The organism is Streptomyces sp. RG80 (assembly GCF_040446465.1).
Taxonomy (GTDB): Bacteria; Actinomycetota; Actinomycetes; order Streptomycetales; family Streptomycetaceae; genus Streptomyces.
This window is the reverse complement of sequence record NZ_JBEAAJ010000005.1, coordinates 133,914-156,976: the sequence shown is the minus strand read 5'-3', so window position 1 is coordinate 156,976 and position 23,063 is coordinate 133,914. Positions and strand designations below refer to the sequence as shown.

General features: G+C 70.5%; 13 protein-coding genes and 1 pseudogene. 7 read left to right on the top strand and 7 right to left on the bottom strand.

Annotated elements, in window-relative coordinates; all coding sequences use genetic code 11:
• Positions 1–21: 21 nt before the first annotated feature.
• The 3 genes from ABKA17_RS18390 (at position 22) to ABKA17_RS18380 (ending at position 2,655) form a co-directional block, all read left to right on the top strand.
• Positions 22–1,077: a DUF6745 domain-containing protein gene (locus ABKA17_RS18390; protein ID WP_353693159.1), complete on the top strand. Its 1,056-nt coding sequence runs from the start codon at positions 22–24 to the stop codon at positions 1,075–1,077.
• 198 nt (positions 1,078–1,275) lie between these two features.
• On the top strand, positions 1,276–1,917 hold the full coding sequence (locus ABKA17_RS18385; protein ID WP_353693158.1) for a SigE family RNA polymerase sigma factor: 642 nt from the start codon (positions 1,276–1,278) through the stop codon (positions 1,915–1,917).
• A gap of 15 nt (positions 1,918–1,932) precedes the next feature.
• Positions 1,933–2,655, top strand: coding sequence for a hypothetical protein (locus ABKA17_RS18380; protein WP_353693157.1), 723 nt, complete (start codon positions 1,933–1,935; stop codon positions 2,653–2,655).
• Between the two features lie 3 nt (positions 2,656–2,658).
• Here the strand turns inward: ABKA17_RS18380 and ABKA17_RS18375 are convergent, their stop codons facing one another.
• From ABKA17_RS18375 to ABKA17_RS18355, 5 genes are all read right to left on the bottom strand, one after another.
• The gene (locus ABKA17_RS18375) at positions 2,659–4,659 is read right to left on the bottom strand and encodes a ricin-type beta-trefoil lectin domain protein (protein WP_353693156.1); all 2,001 of its coding nucleotides are present in this window, start codon (positions 4,657–4,659) and stop codon (positions 2,659–2,661) included.
• A gap of 17 nt (positions 4,660–4,676) precedes the next feature.
• A complete protein-coding gene (locus ABKA17_RS18370) occupies positions 4,677–6,053 on the bottom strand; it encodes a glycoside hydrolase family 43 protein (RefSeq protein ID WP_353693155.1) in 1,377 nt (458 codons plus the stop codon).
• Between the two features lie 159 nt (positions 6,054–6,212).
• Positions 6,213–7,553: a jacalin-like lectin gene (locus ABKA17_RS18365; protein WP_353693154.1), complete on the bottom strand. Its 1,341-nt coding sequence runs from the start codon at positions 7,551–7,553 to the stop codon at positions 6,213–6,215.
• A gap of 172 nt (positions 7,554–7,725) precedes the next feature.
• Positions 7,726–9,060 carry an immunoglobulin-like domain-containing protein gene (locus ABKA17_RS18360; RefSeq protein ID WP_353693153.1) on the bottom strand — a complete coding sequence of 445 codons (1,335 nt, stop codon included), beginning with the start codon at positions 9,058–9,060 and terminating at the stop codon, positions 7,726–7,728.
• Positions 9,061–9,205: 145 nt separating this feature from the next.
• The gene (locus ABKA17_RS18355) at positions 9,206–12,400 is read right to left on the bottom strand and encodes a family 78 glycoside hydrolase catalytic domain (RefSeq protein WP_353693152.1); all 3,195 of its coding nucleotides are present in this window, start codon (positions 12,398–12,400) and stop codon (positions 9,206–9,208) included.
• A gap of 284 nt (positions 12,401–12,684) precedes the next feature.
• On the opposite strand from ABKA17_RS18355, the gene ABKA17_RS18350 reads away from it, so the two are divergent.
• Both ABKA17_RS18350 and ABKA17_RS18345 read left to right on the top strand, forming a co-directional pair.
• Complete coding sequence (locus ABKA17_RS18350) at positions 12,685–13,911, top strand: sensor histidine kinase (RefSeq protein ID WP_353693151.1); 1,227 nt, start codon at positions 12,685–12,687, stop codon at positions 13,909–13,911.
• A 188-nt stretch (positions 13,912–14,099) separates the two neighbouring features.
• Positions 14,100–14,604: pseudogene (locus ABKA17_RS18345) on the top strand (response regulator); the annotation flags it as partial.
• Between the two features lie 105 nt (positions 14,605–14,709).
• Here the strand turns inward: ABKA17_RS18345 and ABKA17_RS18340 are convergent.
• Positions 14,710–16,494, bottom strand: a complete 1,785-nt coding sequence (locus ABKA17_RS18340; RefSeq protein ID WP_353693615.1) for an RNA-binding domain-containing protein — start codon at positions 16,492–16,494, stop codon at positions 14,710–14,712.
• A gap of 454 nt (positions 16,495–16,948) precedes the next feature.
• On the opposite strand from ABKA17_RS18340, the gene rph reads away from it, so the two are divergent.
• Together rph and ABKA17_RS18330 are read left to right on the top strand one after the other, a co-directional pair.
• Positions 16,949–19,546: a rifamycin-inactivating phosphotransferase gene (gene rph, locus ABKA17_RS18335; RefSeq protein WP_353693150.1), complete on the top strand. Its 2,598-nt coding sequence runs from the start codon at positions 16,949–16,951 to the stop codon at positions 19,544–19,546.
• A 359-nt stretch (positions 19,547–19,905) separates the two neighbouring features.
• Complete coding sequence (locus tag ABKA17_RS18330) at positions 19,906–20,862, top strand: NHL repeat-containing protein (RefSeq protein WP_353693149.1); 957 nt, start codon at positions 19,906–19,908, stop codon at positions 20,860–20,862.
• Positions 20,863–20,880: 18 nt separating this feature from the next.
• Here ABKA17_RS18330 and ABKA17_RS18325 read toward each other — a convergent pair whose 3' ends face one another.
• Positions 20,881–22,971, bottom strand: coding sequence for an MMPL family transporter (locus ABKA17_RS18325; protein WP_353693148.1), 2,091 nt, complete (start codon positions 22,969–22,971; stop codon positions 20,881–20,883).
• Positions 22,972–23,063 lie beyond the last annotated feature (92 nt).

Here is a 23,063-nt window from a genome sequence, read left to right as displayed (position 1 = left end):
CAGCGTGGGGTGGAGAGACAGATGACCAGCACAGACATCGAAGTGACGGCGACCGTCGAGCGGTCCTCCGGCGACAGCCTGGGCCCGTGGCGCGCGTGGGCCTCTTCCACCGCTCCCGCCGACCGCGCGGCCGCCGAGGAGGGTGTCCGGCGCGCCTACCGGCTGGCGGGACTGGCGGAGCCGGAGCGCGTGGTGTGGGCCGGATCCCCGCGCGAGGCGGTGACGCTGATACGGCAGTTGCCGGACCCCGGCCCCAGCGTGCGGGACGCGGTGCGCAGCGCTCCGTGGGCGCGTGAGCGGAGCCGGCTGCACGCCGAACTCGGCGCCGCCGGCTGGTCGGCGCACTGGTCGGCGACCGGCGGCAGGCTGTGGGAGTCGACGCAGGCGCTCGTGGACCGGATCAGGGCCGCAGTGGTCCAGGAAGTGGCGGGCCGGGACACGGGCCGCGAAGCGGCGCGCGTGCGGCTGCTGTTGGTGGACGCCGTCCTCGGACAGCACGACGCACCCTGGCTCGCCGCCTTCCCCGCGGAGGACGGACCGCTCGACGCGCTCGCCACGGTGTGCCGCACCGCGGGCTGGTGGTGGCCGTTCGCCCGTGTCGCGGTGGTGTCGGAACGCCCTGTCGCCCTGCACCGCGACGAGGCGGGCCGGCTCGACCACGGGGACGGCCCGGCGCTCGCCTACCCCGACGGATTCGCCCTGCACGCCTGGCGCGGCATGCCGGTGCCGGCCGCCTTCCTCACGGAACTGCCCTCGCTCACACCGGAGCGGATCCGCGCCGAGGACAACGCCGAGCTGCGGCGGGTGATGCTCGAGTACTACGGCTACGACCGCTATCTCGCCGACTCCGATGCCCGGCCCGTCCACCAGGACGAGACCGGCACCCTGTGGCGTATCGAACTGCTCGGCGACGAGCCGGTGTTGATGGTGGAGGTTCTCAACTCCACCCCCGAACCGGACGGCACCTCGCGCACCTACTGGCTGAGGGTGCCGCCGTCGACCAGGACCGCGAAGGAGGGCGTGGCCTGGACCTTCGGACTGCGGCCCGACGTGTACGCGCCGCTGCGGGAGACCTGACGCACCCGCTCCCACGGCCCGGTCCCGGCCGTACGGCGCCTACGCGCCGTACGCGGGCCGCCACGCCCCGAATTGAACGCACCGATTCCGTCACGTGTGCAACCCGAGTCGTTCGGGAGCGGTGTTACTGAAAGAACCTCGCGCGCCTGACCAGCGCGCGAACAGCGGTAGGAAACGGGAAAAAACGGGGTGTACGCGATGACCAGCCCTACGCCCACCGCCTCTCGGAGAGCGGCGGTACCGGACCCGGACCGGGAACCGGAAGCCCGCCCGGGAGGGGACAACGAGGGGGAACTTGCCCGCTACGAGGTCGATCACGACCTCCAGGACTTCGACACCTACGCCGCCGTCCGGTGGACACGGCTGCTGCGCACCGCGTATCTGCTGACCAACGGCGACCATCACGAGGCCGAGGACCTCGTCCAGGTCACCCTGGCGAAGGTCTATCTGCGCTGGCATCACATACGCACGCTGGACTCACCCGACCAGTACGTCCGGCGCGCCCTGATCAACAACAACACCACACGGCAGCGCAAACGAAAGGTCGTGCAACTCCTCACCCCCCATCTGCCTGAGCACCGGCTCCAGCCCGGGAACGCCGGCGGACCCGACAGCTACGACACCAGGTCGGAGCTCTTCGCCGCGCTCGCCACCCTGCCGCCCCGTCAGCGGGCGGTGGTCGTGCTGCGGTACTGGGAGTGCCTCAGCGAGGAGGAGACGGCACGGATCCTCGACTGCTCGGTCGGCACGGTGAAGAGCCAGGCCAGCCGCGCACTGAAGAAGCTGCGCTCCAGCGCGACACTGTCCGACTACGCCCCCACCATGGCGCACGGGCACTAGAAGGACGTGGCAGAGATGAAGACCGACATATCGCCGCAGCCGCCGGTGCCCGAGCTGTGGCAGGTGCTGGACGAGGCTTCCCGGGAATGCGCCCCCACGGTGTTCCCACGTGAGCGGATCGTCAGCCGGGCCCGGATCATCAGGCGGCGCCGCAGGCTGGCCGTCATTGTCCTGGCCGTCGCGCTGCTGACCCCGCTGGCCGGCGAGCTGGCCTTCAAGACCCATGCCACGGACGCGCCCGCCGCCACCCGCCCCACCCCGCCGCCCGCCCTCCCTTCCGTCTTCCGCAAGACGGTGGACGACCGCTCGCCGGTACGGGTCGTGCGGCCGGGTGACCGGGTCGAGGCCGGACTCGGCGTCTGGTACACGCTGAAGAAGCGGGAGTACTGCACCGCCGACCCGGACGAGGAGGATCCGGTGTGCGTGGGGCCGCTGGACGTGGACCAGCCGGGGACCGTGCCGCTGACCTTCAACCAGCACAACCGTAAAGGGGGGTTGGTGCACATCCTCGCGTACACGGGCGAGACGCCCGCCGCCCGGATCACGATGACGGAGGACGGCCGGACCACGGAACTGCCCATCGTGCGGCTGGCCGGCCGGCCCGCCTTCGTCAGCACGTATGCCGTCAGTTCGCCGAGGAGTGCGAACCACAGCGGTGCACTGTTCGACGACCTCCTTTTCCGTGTGTACGACAGCGATGGCAAGGAACTGGCGAAGCTGGGCGACCACGCCCTCTGAAGGTCAGGCGGCGGTCCACTTCTGGTTGCTCTGGCCGTTGCAGGTCCACAGCACGAGCTTGGTGCCGTTGGCGGTCGCCGCGTTGGAGGCGTCCAGGCAGAGGCCGGAGAGGTTGTTGGTGACGGTGCCGTCGGAGTTGAGGGTCCACTTCTGGTTGGTGCCGCCGGTGCAGCTCCAGATGATGACCTTGGTGCCGTTGACCGTGCCGTTGTTGTCGGCGTCGAGACACTTGTTGCCGTAGACGACGAGCTCACCGCGCGAGGTCTGGGTGAAGGTCTCGTTCTGTCCGCCGCCGCAGTCCCACAGTTGGGCCTGGGTGGCGTCGGTGATGGTGTTCTTCTCGATGTCGACGCAGCGGCTCGAGGCGGCGCCGACGAGGGCGGTGCCGTTGGTTCCCGGGATGCCCTGGACGCGGATGGCGTCGACGTCGGGCGCGGTGCCGGAGACGGGGGCGAAGGGCACGGTGTTGGTGCCCTTGGCCAGGTGGGCCAGCACGGAGACGGTCCGGTAGGTGGTCGCCGAGCCGGTGGGCGGGAAGGACACCACGGATGTGTACTGGCCGTTGACCTGGATAGTGGCCTTGCGGGCGGTGGTGCCGCCGTTGGCGTAGGTGATGTCCACCAGCTTGGTGCCGGCGGCCCCGGCGGTCACGCCCGTGAAGGTGGGGGTGGTGGCCGTGGTGGTGTCCTCGTAGGTCGTGCCGGACGCCTCGGTGCCGCCGGAGACGGTCAGCAGGACGGCGTCGCCCGCGGGGACGGTCGTGGTGTACCCGGTGCCGAAGGACCCGGCGTCGGTGCCGGTCCAGACGTTGCGGACGGACGCGGTGGCGGCGGTGAGGCCCAGGTCGGTCCAGCGCACGGTCATCGGGGCCGCCGCGCCGGTGCGGTTGAGCAGCAGCACCGCCCGCTTGCCGGTGCCGGCGAGGACCTTGCCGTACACCTGGAGGTTTCTGGTGTCCTCGGCGACCTTGACGCCCTGGAGTCCGCGCGGGTCCTGGTCGACGGCGATCATTTCCCGGTTGGTGAGGATGTCCCGGGTCGTGGTGCTCATCGTGGCCAGGTTGTTGCCCGCGAGGAGCGGGGCGCCGGAGATCGCCCACAGGCCCATGTGCAGCCGGTTCTGGGCGGCGCTCAGGCCGCTCATCCCGGTCATCAGCATGTCGGGGTCGTTGTAGTAGCCGGTGTGCTGGGCGGCCGGGTGCAGGCCCCGGTCGAAGTTGGTCAGCATCATGGCCGTCGTGGCGGTCTGGCCCCACAGGATGACGTCGGTGCTGGTGCGCCACAGATCGCCGTGGCCGGTCGCCCAGTTCCAGGGCAGTCCGCTGCCCCACTCGCAGAAGGACAGCACGAGTCGGTGCCCGGTGACGGCGGTCGCGGCCTCGTTGGCGGCGGCGATGGCCTTGTACGTGGTCTCCGGGGCGAGGCCCTCCACCCGGCCGCCGCACCAGTCGATCTTGACGTAGTCGAAGCCCCAGTTCTGGAAGGTCTCCAGGTCCTGCTGGTAGTGCCCCTCCATGCCGGTGTTCGGGGCGGCCGGGCGGGTGGTGGGGTAGTAGTAGCCGCAGCCGTTCTTGCCGGCGTCGGTGTAGATGCCGGCCTTGAGGCCCTTGCTGTGGATGCGGTCGGCGACGGCCTTCATGCCGCCGGGCCACAGGTCCGCGTCGACGGCTATGGACCCGTCGGAGTTGCGGGCGCCCTGCCACCAGCCGTCGTCGAGGTTGACGTACTCGTATCCGGCGGCCGCCATGCCGGAGGAGACCAGCGCGTCGGTCTGCTGCTCGATGACCTCGGAGTCGATGCTGCTGGCGAAGCTGTTCCACGAGGCCCAGCCCATCGACGGCGGGTGCACGTCGATCTGCGTGGTGCTGACCGCCGCCGGCTCGGCCGCGAGCGGCGCCGACGGCGCTCGGCCGTCGAGCGCCGCCACACCGGCCAGGCCGAGGGCGAGGGCCAGGACGCGCGCGACGACGCGTCCTGCCCGTCTTCGGGTGAAGACGTACGACACGAGAGTGTCTCCCGTCCTCAGTAGCCGACGCGGAAGGTCGCGTCCTGCTGGGCGGTGGTCGTGGAGATCGGGTCGATGCGCAGCACGTAGTTGGAGTGGCGGATGTAGCGGGTCGGGTTGTTGTACGAGCGGAAGGAGGACCAGCTCGCGTCCGCGAGGCCCGCCGTGCGGTAGAAGGTCGCGTCGCCGGCGAAGGTGGATGTGCCGTCGTTGACGTCGAGTTGGAGCGCGTAGTTGTAGTGCCGCAGGTAGCGGGTGGGGTAGTTCACCGACTGGAAGGACACCCCGGAGCTGTCGGCGAGCCCGGGCACCAGGGTCCACAGGGAGTCCTTGTACGGCTCGACCGGGTACTCGTCGATACGGCCCGTGTAGTTGGAGTGGCGGACGTAACGAGCCGGGAAGTTGTAGGACTTGAGCCGGTTCCAGGTCGGCGCGCCCCACTTGGTGAGCAGGTTGTTGTACTCCGTGGTGGTGATCGTCGCGATGCCGCAGTGCTTGGAGTTGACCGGCTGGGTGTAGGTCTTCTGGTCGAGGGCGGTCCAGCTGCCGGTGGCGGGACTGCTGGACTGCCAGGCGTAGAAGACGCCGTTGGGCGTGTAGGTGTCTCCCCAGAGCCACCAGTTGCTGGACGTGAGGGACTTGACCACCGTGGGGGCCTCGGTGCCGCCGTGGGCCACGCCCGCGCTGTACTCGGTGAAGCTGCCCGGGTTGAGGGTGGTGGACCGGGCGCTGACCAGCGTCTGGTTCTTCTTGAAGAAGAGGTAGTTGTAGCCGCTCACACCCAAGGCCATGTTGCCGTCGATGACGTCGTAGCCGGGGTCGAAGAAGACCTGCGGGGCCGAGGCGGTGACGAAGTCGCTGGTGTAGTTGACCATGATCACGTTGTGGCCGCTGGAGTTCACCGAGGAGTAGATGACCGCGTACTGGCCCCGGCCCGCGTCCCAGAACGCCTCCGGCGCCCAGCTGTGGGTGGTCATGTCGTGCAGCTTCAGGCGCCGGTAGCCGGTGAAGGTGCGCAGGTCGGCGGAGTCCCAGACGTGTATGTACTGGCTGTTGTAGCTCCAGTCGGTGCCCTTGAGGTCGGTGGCGAGGACGACGAAGGTGCCGTCCTGCTTGCGCATGAGGAAGGGGTCGCGCAGGCCCAGCGCACCGGCGGTCGGGGTGACCAGCGGGTTGTTCTGGTTGAGCGGCGTCCAGTTCAGCCCGTCGGGGCTGACGGCCAGGTGCAGGCCGTAGTCGGTGCCGTCGCCGAGGTTGGTCGACTCGGTGAAGTAGACCATCGCGTACGCCGAGTCGGCGGCGTGCGCGGTGCCGGAGCCGAGGGTCAGGGCGAGCGGCAGGGCGGCGGTCATGCCCAGCAGGCCGCGACGGGTGAGGTGGGGATTCGCGCTCATCTTCATCTCCAAGGTGGTGTGCGGGGAGCACCTCAAAGTGCGGGATTTCGAACAGAGTTCGGTAAATCGATCAGAAGGTAGGGCGTGGCCCTGTGCACGTCAATCACCTGGGACATCATTGGTGAAGTCTGTGCACACGGGCCACGCCCGTCGGACGTCTCAGCGCTGGGTGTAGATCACGCCGATCTTGTCGACCTCGTCACCGGTACGCCCGTGGAAGCCGGCGATCTGCCAGCCGGAGGGGGCGGTGCGGGTGACACAGTCCGAGGTGGTGGTACCGCCGGCCAGGGTGCGGCCGAGGTTGGTGGAGAACCTGGCGTAGAAGATCCGTGTGCGGCTGTCCTTCACGCCCCGGCACAGGTACGCCGACGTCAGGTACTCCCCGCTGCCCAGCGTCAGCGAGGACGCCGTGCCGCCGGTGCCGCCGTGGGTGAGCGTCGTGCCGCCGGCCAGGGTCAGGCTCATCTGGTCGACGCGGGAACCGGCCCGCAGCCCGACGGTGGTGGCACGGGCACCGGCGGAGACGCCGGCGATGTCGTTGAAGTAGTCGCCGTGCGGGCCGCCGAACTGGTCACTGAGCTGGAAGGCGGAGTTGCGCGACCAGGTGAAGCCGACGGTGATCGGGTCGTGGTCGGAGAGCATCAGCCCGGCGTCGGTGAGGAACTTGGAGTGCTCGTTGTTGTACGACGTGGCGTTCAGCGAGACGAGCTTGCTGCCGCGGTAGAGGACCTTGTCGACGACCTCACAGGTGTTGGGCACGGTGGTCCCCGTCTGGTCGCAGACGAGGGCGTCGCTGCCCTTGGCGGGCGCGCTGCCGCCCCGGACGAGCTGGACCCACGGGTCGGTCAGCCCGTTGGCCGCGGCGAACTCGGCGATGGTGTCGCCGGAGCGCGTGTAGCGGGTGTTGGTGTCGCCCATGACCACGACCGCGTTGCCGGCGGAGTGGGTGGAGATGAACTGGGTGAGCTGGCTGAGGTTGTCGGCGCGGGCGGCGAGGTCGTCGGCGTTGGTGCCCGCGTTGGTGTGCAGGTTGTAGAAGTCGACGTAGACGCCCTCGGCCAGGCGCTCCCGCATGAAGGTGAAGCCCTTGGGGGTCAGACAGTCGCCCGATCCGTAGGTGCAGGTGTTCCAGCGCACCCGCTCGAAGTCGTCCTCGTCGTAGGCGATCTTCGACAGGGTGTTGAGGCCGCTGCCGATGCCCGCGCCGCCGCTGGTGGCCGTGCGGTAGGCGTGGTTGGTGTCGGCCGCGTAGAGGGCGGCGTGGTAGTTGAAGTCCTCCTGGGCGTGGACGACGTCGTACGACGCTATGCGCTGGCCGATGGTCGTGGTGCTGGACTCACGCGGTGTCGGCGCGCTGGAGATGGCCTCGGGCAGTCCGGCCACGTTGTAGCTGAGGACGTTGAAGGTGCCCGAGTCCGCGGCCGCCGCCGAAGGGGCGGCCGCGGTGAGCCCACCAAAGGTGGCGGTGGCCGCCACCAGACAGGCGAGAAGTCTGCGCATGGGGTGTTCTCCTGGGGGAGAGAAAGCGTTTGTGAAGGGAGCGTGACGGAAGTTACCGCTGGTTACCCCGGTCCTGTCGAGTGTTTGGACGTTCTTTCACAGGAGTTCTCGGCCGTACATGCCGGGTTCCGGTGATCGACTCGACGCATTCACGGACGCGCGGAGAGGGGATTCACGGATACGCGGCACGCACCCGCGCCAGTTCCTCGGCGGTGACGGGCAGCACCGTGCCGTGCCGTGGTCGTGAGGGGAGCCTGTAGTCGCTCGGCAGCGACCAGTCGGGATCGGCGAGGCTGTCCGTGTGGAAGGGCAGGTAACCGCGCCCGCCGGCCTCGTCCATGAACACCCACCAGCCGTCACCGGAGTTGTCCTTGAAGACCGTGGGTCCCTCCACCCAGTCGGTGCCGACGCCGGTGCGGACGCAGTCGTCGACCAGTTGCCAGACGCGGGGCGTCGTGCCGGGGGTGTCGACGGCGGTCAGGCTGCGGGAGCGTTCCAGGACGACGTCGCGGGAACAGGATCCGACGACCTTGTCGTCGGTGGTGACGCGGTAGTACCAGTCGCCGTCCTTGGCCACCGTGGAGTCGATGACGCCGCCGCCCGGGTCGTTCCAGACCTTCGGTTCGCTGAAGGTGCGGAAGTCGCGGGTGGTGGCGTACATCATCCGCGGATAGGTGTCGCCCGTGTGCTCGGTGTCGTCGGCCGCGTAGAGGTTGGAGGCCCAGTAGACGACATAGGCGCCCAGCTTCGGATCCCAGGTGGCCTCCGGGGCCCAGGTCATACCGGCCTGTTCGCCGGAGACCTGCACATGGCGCTGTGCGGACCAGTGCACCAGGTCGGTGGACTCCCAGACCTCCAGGTATTTGCTGCCGAAGCGCATCTCGTGGCCCCAGCCCTTGCCGCCGTTGATCTTCAGATCGGTGGCGACGAGATAGAACTTGTCGCCCTCGGGGGAGCGGATGACGAACGGGTCGCGTACGCCGCTCTCGCCGAGGACGGAGGTGAGCACCGGCTTGTTGCCGTTCAGGTCGTCCCAGTGCAGCGGATCGTCGCCGCGGGAGGCGCCGAAGTACACCTGCTCACCGTCGGCGTAGCGCTCGCCGGCGAAGTAGGGGAAGAAGTACCCCGCCATCGGCTCGCGCTCCGGAAGCGGGCGGACGGTGACGTCGAAGCGGCGCTTGAGCTGGTGGTGGTCGAGCCGGACGGTGGCCGTCAGGGTGACCTGTGCGGGCGCCCGGCCGTGGGCGGGGCGGTTGACCTGGCCGGTGGGGGTGACGGTGCGGGGCTTGTTCGACGTCCACTTCACGGAGGCGCCGTGCAGGGACGTGGTGGGGAGGGTGAGGTAGCCGCGTACGTCGTCGGCGTCCCAGACGGTCAACGCGGCGGCGGCCGCGGTGAGTTCGGGGTCACTCGCCGATGGGGGCGCGGCGGCCTGGGCGGGCAGCGCGGCGCAGGTGAGTGCGGCGAGAGCGAAGGGGATCAGCAGGTGTCTGGGCAGGAAGGGCACGGGCGGCTCGTCCTTTGCAGGTGGGGGAGGGAGCTGTTCTTCACCACATAGGGCCGATATGTCGAACGGCGTTCGTGTTGTCGGAGGGACCGTAGGAGGCACGGGAGACGACCGTCAATACCCGTGCCCCTACGGGCCGTTGCCGTCAGGAAGACGTCCGCTCGACCGTCGTCGTGCCCGACCCCACGGGACTGATCCGCAGCACGGTGCCGGTGCCGTCCGTGAACGGCTTGACCGGCACCCGGCCGCCGGGCCCGGTCACCCGGTACCTCGCCTGATCGGCGTCCCCGATCTCCACCTCCACCACGGCACGGGAGTTGGGCGGCACCGTCACCCGCGTCGAGTGGACCTCGTCCGAGCGGCGCACGTCGACCTTCACCGGACCGCGCACCGACGGCACCGTCCCCGCCACCTCGGTCAGCGCGCCGGTCCTGGGGCGGATCAGGAACTCCGCCGCGCCGGGGGAGCTGACCTGGACGCCGAGCACGTACCGGGGGATCGCGTTGGCCGGTGCGGACGCCCAGGCGTGGGAGAACGTCGTGTTGGACTTCAGCGCGGGATCCCACGCCTCGGTGACGATGGTGGCCTTCAGTGAATCCAGCATGTGCAGCCAGGAGTTGGTCGCTGTGGAGGTGAGCAGCGCCAGCGCGGCCTCGGACCGGCCGAGCCGGAAGAGCGCGTCCAGGAGGAACTGCGCCCCGTACACGCTCACCCGCATGCCGCCCGCCGCCAAGGTGTCCCCGAGCCGGGCCCGTACCGTGGCGTCGAGGGTGTCCGCGACGCCGAGTGCCACGGGGAAGGCGGTGGCGTGCTGGGCGCTGTGGGTGGTGCCCTCGCCGTCGCGGAAAGAGCCGGCCGTACTGTCCAGCAGCGTGCCGCGCATCGCCGAGGCGAGGGTGTCGGCACGGGAGCGCAGGGACTTCGCGTCGGCGTCCTTGCCCAGCGCCGCCGCACACTTGGCCAGCGCGTCGAAGGCCGCGTACTGGAAGGCGTTGACGACCGTGTTGACGTCGGTGAAGACATAGCCGTCGCGGCTGGCGACCGGCCAGTCGACGAGGTCGCCCAGATCCTGGCTGCTGCTGCCGGGCGCCTTCTTCACCAGACCCCGGGAATCCAGGTACGAGGTGAGGTTCTTGGCGGCCAACAGGTCGTAGTCCTTGGCGAGTTGACGGTCGTCGCCGGTGGCGAGGTAGTCCTCCCACGCGGACAGCGCGCACATCAGCCGGTACTCGGTGGGCCAGGTGCCCTTGCGGACCAGGTAGTCGTTGGACCAGCGGGCCAGGGCGTAGGAGCGCTGGACGCCGTACTCGGAGAGCTGGTTGATCAGCGCGTCGCCCTCGTACGGGCCGCGTTCCCGGGTGGGGGTGTCGGTATAGAGGTCACCGCGGGTGGCCTCGATGGAGTAGCGGCACAGCTCCCAGACCCGGTCGAGCGCGGGGTCGGAGCTGCGGAAGGACACCTCGCTGTCGGCCCAGTCGAGCTTCCAGGCGCGTCCGGTGACGGTGGCTCCGGACAGATTCAGCGCCGTACGCAACTCCGCCCAGCGGAAGCCGCGGTAGCCCCAGTGCTCGAAGCGCTGCTCGCCGTCGCGCAGGGTCCACACCTCGCGGTACGTGTTGGTGGCGCGCAACTGGTACTTGACCGTGCCGTCGGAGTTCAGCTCCTCACCCAGGCGCACCTCGACGGTGTCACCCGCCTTGCCCGTGACCTTCAGGGCCAGCCCGCCGACGATCTCCCGGCCGAGGTCCACCAGCCAGCGCCCGTCGGCCACCTTCGTGACGGAGGCCGGGGTGACGTCGTGCAGCCGAACGGGCTCGATCGGCGCCGGGACCAGCGAAGCGATCGCGGTCCGGACCACCGGTGTGTGCCAGTCGCCGTCGTCGAAGCCGGGCCGGGTCCAGCCGACGGGCTCCTGACGCAGATCCCAGTACTCCTGCGGGACCGTGTAGTAGCTGCTGCCCGCACTGCCCTTGGCCGGCAGCAACCCGGCCTGACGGCGCGCCTTCCAGTGGTCCCCCGAGGCGACCGTCGTCCGGCTGCCGTCGGTGTACGTGATCTCCAGCTGAGCGAGGAACTTCTGCTGCGAGGTGGTCCAGCACAGGGCGGCCAGCGCGTTCTGGCCGCCGTCGCCCTTCAGGGTGGAGGTGACGTCGAACGCCTGGTACGCCGTACCGGTGCCGGACCGCACGGAGGCGTGCCCGACCACCGTCCCGTTGCTCCACACCTTGGCCACGTACTGGCGGGCCGGGTCCGGCGCGGTGGCGGCGACGTACAGGACGGCGGCGGCCACCGACTTGCCGGCGTCGGTCGCGTACTCGTGTCGCAGCAGCGCCCAGGTGTCGTCGGCTCCGTAGGAGGAGAGCGAGGAGGCGCCGGTCGGGAAGGTGAGCGTGCCGCCGGAGACAGTGCCCGTGGCGAAGGTGCCCTTGTCGGAGGCGAAGTCGTCGTCGAGCAGGACGCTGCCGTCGGCGGCCGTGAACGTGACCCGGTCGTATACCTGGGACTCGGTGAGGCCGTTGCGCAGGCCGATGTTGCCGGAGCCGTAGCGGGAGTCGGTGGTGGTGTCGACGGTCGTGCCGTTGATCGTGGTGGTGAAGGTGGAGCCGGTCATGGTGACCGTGAGGTCCAGCCACTCCCCGGCGGTGACGGCGAACGGCAGCTTGACCTCGCCGAGGACGGTGTAGGTGCCGTTCACGCAGACGTGCTTGCGCAGCACGCCGGGGCTGCCGGCGCGCAGCTGCCACATGTAGTTGTTGGAGGTGTTCGCGGCCCGGAACCACACACCGGCGGCCACCGCGGTGATCTTCACGCGGACGGCGAGGGTGCCGTCGGTCATCACAGGACCGGACGGCACCCAGATCGGCTGGGCCTCCCACTCGTCCTCGACCGACGTGGCGAGCAGGGCGGGCTCGGACCAGGAGGAGCGCTTCTCGCCCCAGCCGGCCACCCGCCACCAGTAGGCGGTACGGGGCTGGAGGGCCGGACCTTCGTACGCCACGGCGACGGAGGCGGCGGACCTGCGCTTCCCGGAGTCCCAGACGAGCCGGTCCTCCTCGAAGCCGCCCGGGGTCGCGGCCACCTGCAGCTGGTAGGCGGTCTGGACGGTGCCGGCGCCGAAGTCGGGCACCTGCCAGCTGAACCGGGGCCGCTCTCCGGCGGTCGTGACGAGTGCCTGGGGGAGCAGATCGGCCAAGGTCCCGGTCGGCGCGGGCGGCTTGCCGGGCGCCGCGGCGACGCCCGGGCCGTCGGCCGCGAGCGCGCGGGGGCCGGTCAGGACGACCGAGGCGGCCGTGACACCACCGAGTTGGAGAAGTCTTCGACGTGACAGGTCCCAGGACATGGTGCGGCCTCGGCTCGTGAAAGGTTTCAACGGGGTTGCCCGGAGGTTAGGGTTCCGGCTCGCGAGGGTCAATGTCTGTGTCGAAAATTTGATCTGCCATCGACTGTGAAACGATTTAAGCCAGGTCTGGACCTGCCGCCGAACGCACCGCGTCCCACGGCCCGCGTCCCACGTCCCGCGCGCCGCGCCTCGGCCGATCAGCCGATGCACGCGCCCCGGTGGGCTGCCGGACATGGCCTTTCGGCCGATCCGGCGGGGCGGGCCCGCGGCTAGGGTCCCGTCCCGTGGATCTCCCGAACACCGTGCACACCCCCGACGGGCCGCACGCGCGCACCGTCCGCCGCCCACGCCTCATCAAGGCACTCGGCGCGGTGCTGCTGTCGCTCGCGGCCGTCCTGGACCTCACGGCGACGGCGGATCCAGGCCCGACCCTGCTGCCCCAGCTCGTCGTCCTGCCGGCCGGTCTGGCGGCCGTCCTCTGGCCCGTCGCCCGGCGGCCGGTGTGGCTGACCCCGGCCGTACGCACCGCCGTGCCCGCGGTTCTCTCCGGCACCCTGAGCGCGGTCCTGCTGGCGGCCGACCGGAACACGGCGTACGGCTTCGGCGAGGCGGCGGTCCTGCTGTGCCTGCTCGTGATCGCCGTGCGCGACTGCCCGCCGCGGTGGGCTTCGGCGTGCGGCGTCCTGGCCGGCGCCGCGGTCGTCGCACTGCCTTACCGGGACGCGGCCGGAAGCTCCGACCTCTCCTCGGTCAACCCGTTCCTGGAGCTCGTGCTGACCGGCGTGGCCGTCGGAGTCGGCGGCTACCTGCGCACCCAGGACCAGCGCCGACGCGCCTCGGTCCTCGAGATCCGCCGCGCCGAACGCCTCGCCATGGCCGCCGACCTGCACGACTTCGTGGCGCACCATGTCACCGGGATCCTGGTGCAGACACAGGTGGCCCAGCTCCTCGTCACGACGGAGCCCGAGCGTCTGACCGGGACGCTCAAGGACATCGAGCACGCCGCCGTCGAAGCCCTGGCCTCCATGCGCCGCACGGTCGGCCTCCTGCGCGAGGCCTCGGAGAGCGGGACGGCGGACCGCCGCCCGAGGGGCGACCTGGCCGAACTGCCCGACCTGGTGGCCGGCTTCGGCGGACCGGTCGGCCCCGACGTCGAGCTGCGCCGCGCCCCCTCGGTGCCCGACGGGCTGCCCCACGAGGTGCAGGCCGCCGCGTACCGGGTCGTCCAGGAGGCCCTCACCAACGTACGGCGACACGCGGCCGACGCCACCGAGGTGACGGTCGACCTCGATCACGACGGTCGCACGCTGGAGGTGACGGTCCGTGACGACGGCCGCGGCGGTACCCGTCTGCCGCAGGCCGCGCGCGGCGGCGGCTTCGGCCTGGTCGGCCTCACGGAACGAGTAACCGCGCTCGGTGGCGAACTACGCACGGGACCGCGCCGTGACCAACGGGGCTGGGAGGTCAGCGCGTTGCTGCCGGCGCCGGAGGGGGCTGCTACGGCGCGGTGACCGGAGGCTCGGGCCGAAGCGCCGAAGTACCGAAGCGCCGAAGCGCCGAAGCGCCGAAGCGCCGAAGCGCCGAAGCGCCGAAGTACCGAAGCGCCGAAGTACCGAAGTACCGAGGCACTGAGGCACTGTGATCCGGCCTTCGTCGTTCAGCCGAGGTGCCGCGCGGCCGGGCCGGTCGGCTCTGGCCGTTGGACCGAGGCGGCGGGGTCCGTTCTGCGTTCGCGGCGTTGCTGTCGGCGCAGAGCGATCGACGTCGTGGGCGAGGCGCCCAACGGCCGGCTCGGCATCGAGGTCAGCCGGGCCACGCATGCCGACGTGGTGCTGATGGACGTACGCATGCCGGAGATGGACGGCCTGGAGGCGGCCCGGCAGCTGCTCGACCCGCCGCCCGGAGTCGTGCATCGGCCGAAGGTGCTCATGTTGACCACCTTCGACATCGACGAGTACGTGTACGAGGCCCTGCGGGCCGGCGTCAGCGGCTTCCTGCTCAAGCAGGCGCCCGTGGCCGAACTCGTGCAGGCGGTACGGGTGATCGCCGCCGGCGAGGCACTGCTCGCCCCGTCCGTGACCCGCCGCCTCCTCGAGGACGTCACCCGGCGCCGCCCTGCCCTCAGCCACCGTGCCCGCCTGCGGCTGAACGGCCTGACACCGCGGGAACAGGAGGTTCTGCTGCTGGTCGCGCGGGGACTGACCGGGCCCAACTCGTCGTTCTGTCCTATGAGTCCGGGCTGAACGTGCCCGGAGCGTCCGCCTGATCCGCGTACCCGGCCGCACGGACGGAGGCGGACGACGCCTCTGTCAGATCAGCTCCATCTCCCGTTGGAACGGGTGGACTTCGCGGGCCATGCGATCGAGAGCCTCATCGACCAGAACGGTGCGGCGGGTGCGGCTCAGCGAGGGAGGGACGGTCATCCTGACCGCCATCTCCGTCCGGTGCCGGGCGGGGCTGGTCAGGGCGCTGAGTTCGATGGCCGACGCGAGCGTGGTCAACTGCCCGCTGTGGTCGGGCTGTTCCGTGCTCAGGCTCAGTTCGGCGGTGGGTGGCGCCGTCCAGCGCCGGTCGGAGTTGGCGCGGACGGCGGTCGGCAGGAGTTCGCCGGCGGCGTGCCAGGCCGTGCGCAGGACGTTCGCGACCTCCTGGACGGCCAGCCGGTGGTCCGACCGGCCGTTGGCCACCTGGGTCCAGGCGACGGCGTCCTCGATCCGGACGTCGACGCAGGAGACGACGGCCGCACCGGGACAGTCCGGCAGAGTGATCATGGCGGTGGCCGTCAGGGCGGGTGTGCCGTCGGGCGTGGAGATGCGCTTGGTGTAGCTCGCGCTGTGCTCGGAAGGCGTGTCGAGATCTGCCGTCCACGGCGTGGTGGGCAGATGGGATCCCCGGCGCGGCAGCAGGCTGTTCAGCGCCGCGTTGAGCCTGCTGAAACGCAGGCGCTGCTGCACGATCTGACGCCAGGCACGGCTGATGCGCAGGCTCGGCGCGTCGGCCCACGGCAGGGTGACCAGGGCTCGGAGTCGGAGGTACGGCGCCCACGTCTGTACCGTCCAAGACCCGGCGGACCGTCTCTCGAGGGAGGTCGGATTCGGGACCGTGGGTTCCCACTGCCAGGTGCCACGCCAGGAGCGCTTGAGGCGGCCCGGCCCCCAGGTGCCGCCGCTCAGGTCCACCTTCCTGGCGTTGGCCGGTACCGTCCAAGGGGCGAGCGGTCTGTTCTTGCGGTCCCGTGGCGGCTTGGGCACACCGACCGCGGCCAAGGGCTCACCGCCGATGTCGGAGCTGCCGGTGGCGACGACGGCCGCCCAGACGGGAGCGGAGACGGCCACCGCCGGCCGGTCGGGCACCAGACAGAGAGTCCAGCCCGGCTTTCCCTCGCGGATGTGCCTGAAGTCCTGGAGAGCCGCCTCGCCGTGCCGATACGCCTCGCCCGCCGGAGTACCGAGGCCGCAGGAGGCCAACAGGCCATAGGCCGTACAGACCTTGGACTCGAGCTCGGGCACACCGGAGCCGGGTCGCAGGAGTGCGCTTCCCGCCGCCGGGGTGGGCCGGTCGGCGTTGCTCCGGCCTACGGAGATCTGCCGTTGCAGCTCCTCCCGCTTCACCCACCGGGTCGAGTCCCCCGTCCGGACCGGAACCGCAACGGTGTCAGGCCGTGGTCCGGTGTTCCTGGTCGGAGCCGCCACGACGAAGGTGCAGTTCGGCGGCTGTTCGGGGACGTCGATGAACAGAACGCGACGACCCTGGGGGTCCTCGGACCACTCCACTTTCACCCCTTGGGGTGCAGGGCAGATGTGATCATGAATCAGCTTGCGGTACCGGTCGCGGTCGACGTCTGTTCGCTCCAGCGGGACGAAGCGGTCGAACACATCCTCGTCACCACGCTTTCGCGTGGCGATCCCGATGACCAGGACACCGCCGCCGCTGTTGGCGAAGGCGCAGATGTCTTTCGCGAGTTCGTCCACCTCGACGGGGTTGCGCGGCGCGTAAGGGCGCTTCTTGGCCTCCAGATGTTGACTTTCTGGCTGCTCAAGCAGTGAGGCGGGACTGTGGGATTGCAGCGCTTTCCGGACAGCCCGATGATCCATCGTCGGCATTCCCAGATTGTCGCGGTACACGGGCCATAGGCCGCACGGGTATTTCTTCGAGATGTCCCGGTCCGTCGCCGGTGGGCCCCGGACTTCGGCGGTGCCACCGTTGGCCTTTCCCGCCGCTCACCGCCGAAAGCCGCGCCGGGAAAGCCACTTGGGACGATCCGCTCGCACGCGTATTCGCAAGGTGAGGTGAAGTGCCGTCGGCTTGAGCGTCGGCCGAAAAGACGAAGGCAAGGAGAAGTGTCTCCTTGCCTCTCTCAACTTATAGCGCGCCGGGGGGCTTGCCGCAAGGCCCGGGGGACGGCGGAGAATCATCGGCCGTGGCCACAACCTGCGGAAACGGGCCGGCCGTCCAGGCGTGGGAATACCCGCCGCCCGGCCCGTCGAAGGAAGGCAAGTCAGGGATGAGGATGTGCTCGACAACAGGTTCGACAGAGTGGGTGTCGCAGTGAGCGAGCAGTACGTGTGGGATCTGCGGGACGTCGACGAGACGCGGGTCGCGGCCGTCGGCGGCAAGGGAGCCCACCTGGGCGCGCTGTCGCGGATCGAGGGCGTCCGCGTGCCGGGTGGCTTCTGTGTGACGACGGACGCCTTCCAGCGGGTCATGGCGGAGGCGCCGTCGATCGACGACCGACTCGATCGGTTGGCGCGCGTGGACCCGGACGACCGCGAGGCGATCCGCACGCTCAGCGCGGAGATCCGCCGGATCGTCGAAGGGGTTCCCGTGCCCGCCGATCTCGCGGCGGCGATCACCGGTGCGCTCGCCCGGCTCGGCGAGCAGACCGCCTGTGCCGTCCGTTCCAGCGCGACGGCGGAGGACCTGCCGACGGCCTCCTTCGCGGGCCAGCAGGACACGTACCTCAACATCGTGGGGCCGACGGCGGTCCTGGAGCACATCAGCCGCTGCTGGGCCTCGCTGTTCACCGAGCGGGCCGTGACCTACCGCCGACGCAACGGCATCGACCACCGTACGGTCCACATGGCCGTGGTCGTGCAGCGGATGGTCCTCCCGCACGCGGCCGGCATCCTGTTCACGGCCGACCCCGTCACGGGCAACCGGAAGGTCGCCACCGTGGACGCTGGCTTCGGCCTCGGCGAGGCCCTGGTCTCGGGTCTGGTGAACCCGGACGTGTTCAAGGTGCGCGACGGCGAGGTCGTCGAGCGGGCGATCGCCGCCAAGCGGCGTGCCGTTGAGGCCTTGCCGGCCGGCGGCACGCGGGAAGTGGCGATCGACGCGCGGGTGCGGGAACAGCCGGCGCTGACGGATGCCCAGGTCGTACGGCTCGTGGAGCTGGGACGGCGGATCGAGGCGCACTTCGGCCGGCCCCAGGACATCGAATGGTGCCTGGCCGACGACGAGTTCCAGATCGTGCAGAGCCGGCCGATCACCACGCTGTTCCCCGTCCCGGAGAGCAGCGACCAGGACAATCACGTCTACGTCTCCGTCGGCCACCAGCAGATGATGACCGACCCCATGAAACCGCTGGGGCTGTCCATGTGGCAGCTGACCGCCATGGTGCCGATGCACGCGGCCGGCGGCAGGCTGTTCGTCGACGTCACCCGGCGCCTGGGGCCGCCCGCTGCGCGCGCCGCCCTTCTGGAGATCATGGGGCGGGGCGATCCGCTGGTCAGGGACGCCCTGGAGACCGTCCTCGACCGCGACGGTTTCGTCCCGTCGCTGCCGGACGCGGGTCCCGGCGGGCCGCCGGGAGGCGGTGCGGCGGACCCGACCGTGGCCGATCCGGCCATCGTCACCGAACTGATCGAGCGCAGCGAGACATCCCTCGCCGCCCTGGAGCGCGACATCCGGACGAAGACCGGACCGGCGCTGTTCGACTTCCTGGCGGAGGCCTTCGAGGAGCACAAACGAGTCGTCGGTGATCCACTGAACATTCAGGCGATCATGGCGGGGATGGAGGCCACGTGGTGGCTCAACGACAAGCTCCAGGAATGGCTGGGCGAGAAGAACGCGGCTGACACGCTCACCCTGTCCGCCCCCGACAACATCACCTCGGAGATGGGACTGGCGCTGCTCGACGTCGCGGACGTGATCCGCCCGCATCCGGAGGTGGTGGAGTTCCTCCAGGGCGTCGAGGACGAAGACTTCCTGGACGGGCTCGCGCAGCTCAAGGGCGGTCCCGAGGCACGCGCCGCCATCGAGGGCTATCTCGACCGGTACGGCATGCGCTGCGTCGGCGAGATCGACATCACTCGACCGCGCTGGCGCGAGCGCCCCACCACGCTCGTGCCCGTGATCCTCGACAACGTCAGGATCTTCGAGCCCGGTGCCGCCGAGCGGCGCTTCGAGCAGGGGCGGCTGAAGGCGTGGGAGAAGGAGCAGGAGGTGCTCTCCCGCTTGCGGGCCCTGCCGGACGGTGAGGGGCGGGCCGAGGCGACCAAGCGGATGATCGACCAGGTCAGGGCCTTCATCGGCTACCGGGAGTATCCGAAGTACGGCATCGTCAGCCGCTACTTCGTCTACAAACAGGCCCTGTTGGGCGAGGCCGAGCGCCTCGTACAGGAAGGCGTGCTCGCCGAGCGGGAGGACATCCACTACCTCACGTTCCAGGAACTGGGCGACGTCGTGCGCTCGCACCAGGTGGACGAACGGCTCGTCCAGCAGCGCAAGGAGGAGTTCCGGTCGTACCACGCGCTCACCCCGCCCCGGGTGCTCACCTCGGACGGTGAGGCCCTCAGCGGCTCGTACCGGCGCGACGACGTGCCGGACGATGCCCTGGTCGGCGTACCGGTCTCCGCCGGGACCGTGGAGGGGCGGGCCCGCGTCGTCCTCGACATGGCGGACGCCGATCTCGAAGCGGGCGACATCCTGATCACGCCGTTCACGGACCCCAGTTGGTCTCCGCTGTTCGTCGGGATCGCGGGCCTGGTGACGGAGGTGGGCGGTCTGATGACCCACGGCGCGGTGATCGCCCGCGAGTACGGCCTGCCGGCCGTCGTGGGCGTGGAACGGGCCACCCAACTGATCCGGGACGGGCAGCGGATCCGCGTGCACGGAACAGACGGCTACATCGAGATCCTGCCCTGACCGACCGTACGGGGCAGGCCCGCCCATAAGGGTCCCGCCCACCTCATACCCGGGTGTGACACCAGAGTTGGCACCCGGGTATGACGTGCCGTCCCCTCCCCGCGCTCAGCGTCCCCGCGTCCTCTACCGCACCTACGCCGACGACCTGGACCGGGTCCGCGAGCGGCAGCGGGGGCTCCTCACCCCGCCCACAAGTGACAGGGGATCGACAGCGAACGCGGGGCGCTCAGGGGAACGCGACAGGGCGATAGTGCGTTGTGAGCGAACGGAAACTGTCAACACAACTGTCAACTGCTGCTGGAATCAACCGAGTTGACCGGTTCGCACTCATCCCCACTCTTCACGGAGGCCCGGAACCCATGACCCGGAACCACCCCCAGCCTTCCCGACGCACCTTCCTCGGCGGCACCGCCCTGGCCACCCTCGGCCTCGTGACGGTCGGCGCCGGCACCGCCTCCGCCGGCACGCACCCGGCGAAGGCCACCTGGCCCACCGAGTTCCCGCTGCCCGACGGCTGGCTCCCCGAAGGCATCACCATCGGCAAGGCGCCGTACGCCTACATGGGCTCGCGCGCCAACGGCGGCATCTACCGCACCGACCTGCGCACCGGCGAGGGCAAGGTCCTTTACGCCGGCGCCACCGGCCTCGCCGCCGTCGGGCTGAAGCTGGACTCCGACGGCCTGCTCTACGTCTGCGGCGGCGCCGGCGGCTCCGCGCGAATCGTGGACTCCCGCACCGGTGAACTCCTCACCACCTACCAACTGACGCGGAACACCGCGCCGTTCATCAACGACGTCGTCCTGCACAAGGACCGCGCCTGGTTCACCGACTCCCGCGACGCGGTCCTCTACGGCGTCCCGCGGGGCCGCGGCGACGAGGTCCGCGCGCTGCCGCTGACCGGTGAGTGGGTCCAGGCGCCCGCCGGGACCAACAGCGCCAACGGACTGGTCGCCACCCCCGACGGCCGCGGCCTGATCGTCGTCAATGCCGGTCAGCTGTACAACGTCGGCGTCAGGACCGGGTACGCCACGAGGATCACGCTGGTCGGCGGGGAGAACGTCACCAACGGCGACGGTCTGGTCCGTGTCGGCCGCACCCTGTACGTCGTACAGAACCGGCTGAACCTCATCAGCGTGTGGGACCTCGACGCCAAGGCCACCACCGCCACGCTGCGCACCACGATCACCGACCCGCGCTTCGACGTTCCCACCACGGCCGCCCGCTTCGGCGACCGGCTGTACCTCGTCAACGCCCGCTTCACGTCACCCCAGACGCCGGAGACGACGTTCACCGGCGTGGCCGTCCCGCTCCCCTAGCCGACCGGCGGCGGACCGCTACCTCACCGGAGCCCCGCCGCCCCGGCCGACCCGGCTCGGCCACCACGCGGTCGGGCCGAGGTCGAGGGCCAGCGCGGGTACCAGCAGGGAGCGCACCACCAGCGTGTCGAGCAGGACGCCGAAGGCCACGATGAACGCGACCTGGAGGAGGAAGGCGAGCGGAATGACGCCGAGCGCCGCGAAGGTGGCGGCGAGGACCACTCCGGCCGAGGTGATCACCCCGCCGGTGGCGACCAGTCCGCGCAGCACTCCCTGGCGGGAGCCGTGCCGCAGGGTCTCCTCCCGTACGCGGGACATCAGGAAGATGTTGTAGTCGACGCCCAGGGCGACCAGGAACACGAAGCCGTACAGCGGCACGGACGGGTCCGTGCCGCTGAAGCCGAACACGTGGGTGAAGACCAGCGACGAAATGCCCAGCGTGGCGAGGAAGTTGAGTGCCACGGTGGCCACCAGCAGGGCGGGCAGGAGCAGTGAGCGCAGCAGCACGGTGAGGATCAGCAGGATGACGGCGAGGATGACCGGGACGATGAGGGTGCGGTCCCGTTCGGCGGTGCGCAGGGTGTCGTACTGCTGGGCGGTGGTGCCCCCGACGAGGGCGTCGGCGCCCGGTATCGCGTGCAGGGCGGTGCGCAGCCTGGCGACGGTGTTCCGGGCCGCCTCGCTGTCGGCGGCGGCGCGCAGGGTGACGCCGACCTGGACGCGGCCGTCGACGATCAGCGGCTCGGCTCCGGGGCGAGCGGACCCGCTGAGCGCGGTGGCCGAGGCGACGCCGTCGGTCGTACGGGCCGCGGTGACGACCCGGTCCAGGCGGTCGGCGTTCGCGATGACCACGGTGGGGTTGCCGGAGCCGCCGGGGAAGTGCTCGGCGAGGGTGCTCTGGGCGGCCACCGAGGGTGCGTCGCCCACGAAGGTCTCCTCCAGCGGAATGCCCTGGGAGGTGAGGGTGGGCGCGAAGGCGGCGCAGGCCAGCAGGGCGGCGAGCGAGACCGCCCAGACCTTGCGCGGGGCCCGGTCGACGAGGGCGGCGACCCGCTGCCACACACCGCTGCCGCCCGAACGGGCCTCGGGCGAGGGCGACTTGGCCGGCCAGTAGGCGGCGGGGCCGAGCAGCACCAGGGCGGCGGGCAGGAAGGTGAGCGAACCGATCACGGCCGCGGCGATGCCGATGGCGCCCACGGGACCGAGGGCCCGGTTGTTGGTGAGGTCGCTGAGGAGCAGGGCGAGCAGCCCCAGGGCGACCGTCGCCCCGCTGGCCACGATGGCGCCCCAGGACTCGCGCAGTGCGGCCCGGGCGGCGGTGAACCGGTCCTCGTGCCGGGCGAGTTCCTCGCGGAAGCGGGCGCTGAGCAGCAGGGCGTAGTCGGTGGCCGCGCCGACCACCAGGATCAGCAGGATGCCCTGCACCTGGCCGTCGACGCGGACCACGTCGGCGTCGGCGAGCGCGTAGACGACGGCGCAGGCCAGGCCCAGGGAGAAGACCGATCCGAGGATGATCAGGAAGGGCAGCAGCACACTGCGGTAGACGAGCAGCAGGATCACCAGGACGGTCACCAGAGCGACGGCGAGGAGCAGTCCGTCGATGCCGGCGAAGGCGTCGGCCAGGTCCGCCTGGTTCGCGGCGGGGCCGGCCAGTTGGACCGTGGTGCCCGGGACGCGCTCGGCGGCTGTGCGGACGCGGTCCAGGGTGTCGGCAAGGGTGTCGCCGAGGTCCGGTCGCAGGGGTATGACGCCCTGGAGGGCCTCGCCGTCCTCGGAGGGCAGGGCCGGCGAGATCTTGTTCGCCACGCCGGGGTCGTCAGCCAGGGAGGCCAGCGCGCGGGTGGCCGCGTCCTGGCGGTCCGTCACCGCCGTACCGTCCGCGGCGGTCCAGATGACGACGGCGGGCAGGGTCTCCTCCTGCCGGAACGCCCGCTGTGCCGCGATGACCTCGGTGGACTCGGCGCTGCGGGGCAGGAAGGCGGCCTGGTCGTTGGTGGCGACCTCGCCGAGGCGGCCGGCGAAGGGCCCGAGGGCGCCGCCGATGCCGAGCCAGACGATCAGCAGGAGGACGGGGGTGAGCCGGCGGGCTCGCCGTGCGGTGAGGGACATGGTTCTCCGGTCGGGCAGGGCGTGCGGGAGGGGCCAAACTGTCTCGACAATAAAGTATCTCAATGATTGAGTTAACCCTGCCGACCCCACTG

Coding starts and splice junctions, on each gene's coding strand:
- ABKA17_RS18380 (WP_353693157.1), top strand. CDS start 1,933: ATGAAGACCGACATATCGCCGCAGCCGCCGGTGCCCGAGCTGTGGCAG.
- ABKA17_RS18390 (WP_353693159.1), top strand. CDS start 22: ATGACCAGCACAGACATCGAAGTGACGGCGACCGTCGAGCGGTCCTCC.
- ABKA17_RS18340 (WP_353693615.1), bottom strand. CDS start 16,494: ATGGATCATCGGGCTGTCCGGAAAGCGCTGCAATCCCACAGTCCCGCC.
- ABKA17_RS18365 (WP_353693154.1), bottom strand. CDS start 7,553: ATGCGCAGACTTCTCGCCTGTCTGGTGGCGGCCACCGCCACCTTTGGT.
- ABKA17_RS18385 (WP_353693158.1), top strand. CDS start 1,276: ATGACCAGCCCTACGCCCACCGCCTCTCGGAGAGCGGCGGTACCGGAC.
- ABKA17_RS18355 (WP_353693152.1), bottom strand. CDS start 12,400: ATGTCCTGGGACCTGTCACGTCGAAGACTTCTCCAACTCGGTGGTGTC.
- ABKA17_RS18325 (WP_353693148.1), bottom strand. CDS start 22,971: ATGTCCCTCACCGCACGGCGAGCCCGCCGGCTCACCCCCGTCCTCCTG.
- ABKA17_RS18370 (WP_353693155.1), bottom strand. CDS start 6,053: ATGAGCGCGAATCCCCACCTCACCCGTCGCGGCCTGCTGGGCATGACC.
- ABKA17_RS18330 (WP_353693149.1), top strand. CDS start 19,906: ATGACCCGGAACCACCCCCAGCCTTCCCGACGCACCTTCCTCGGCGGC.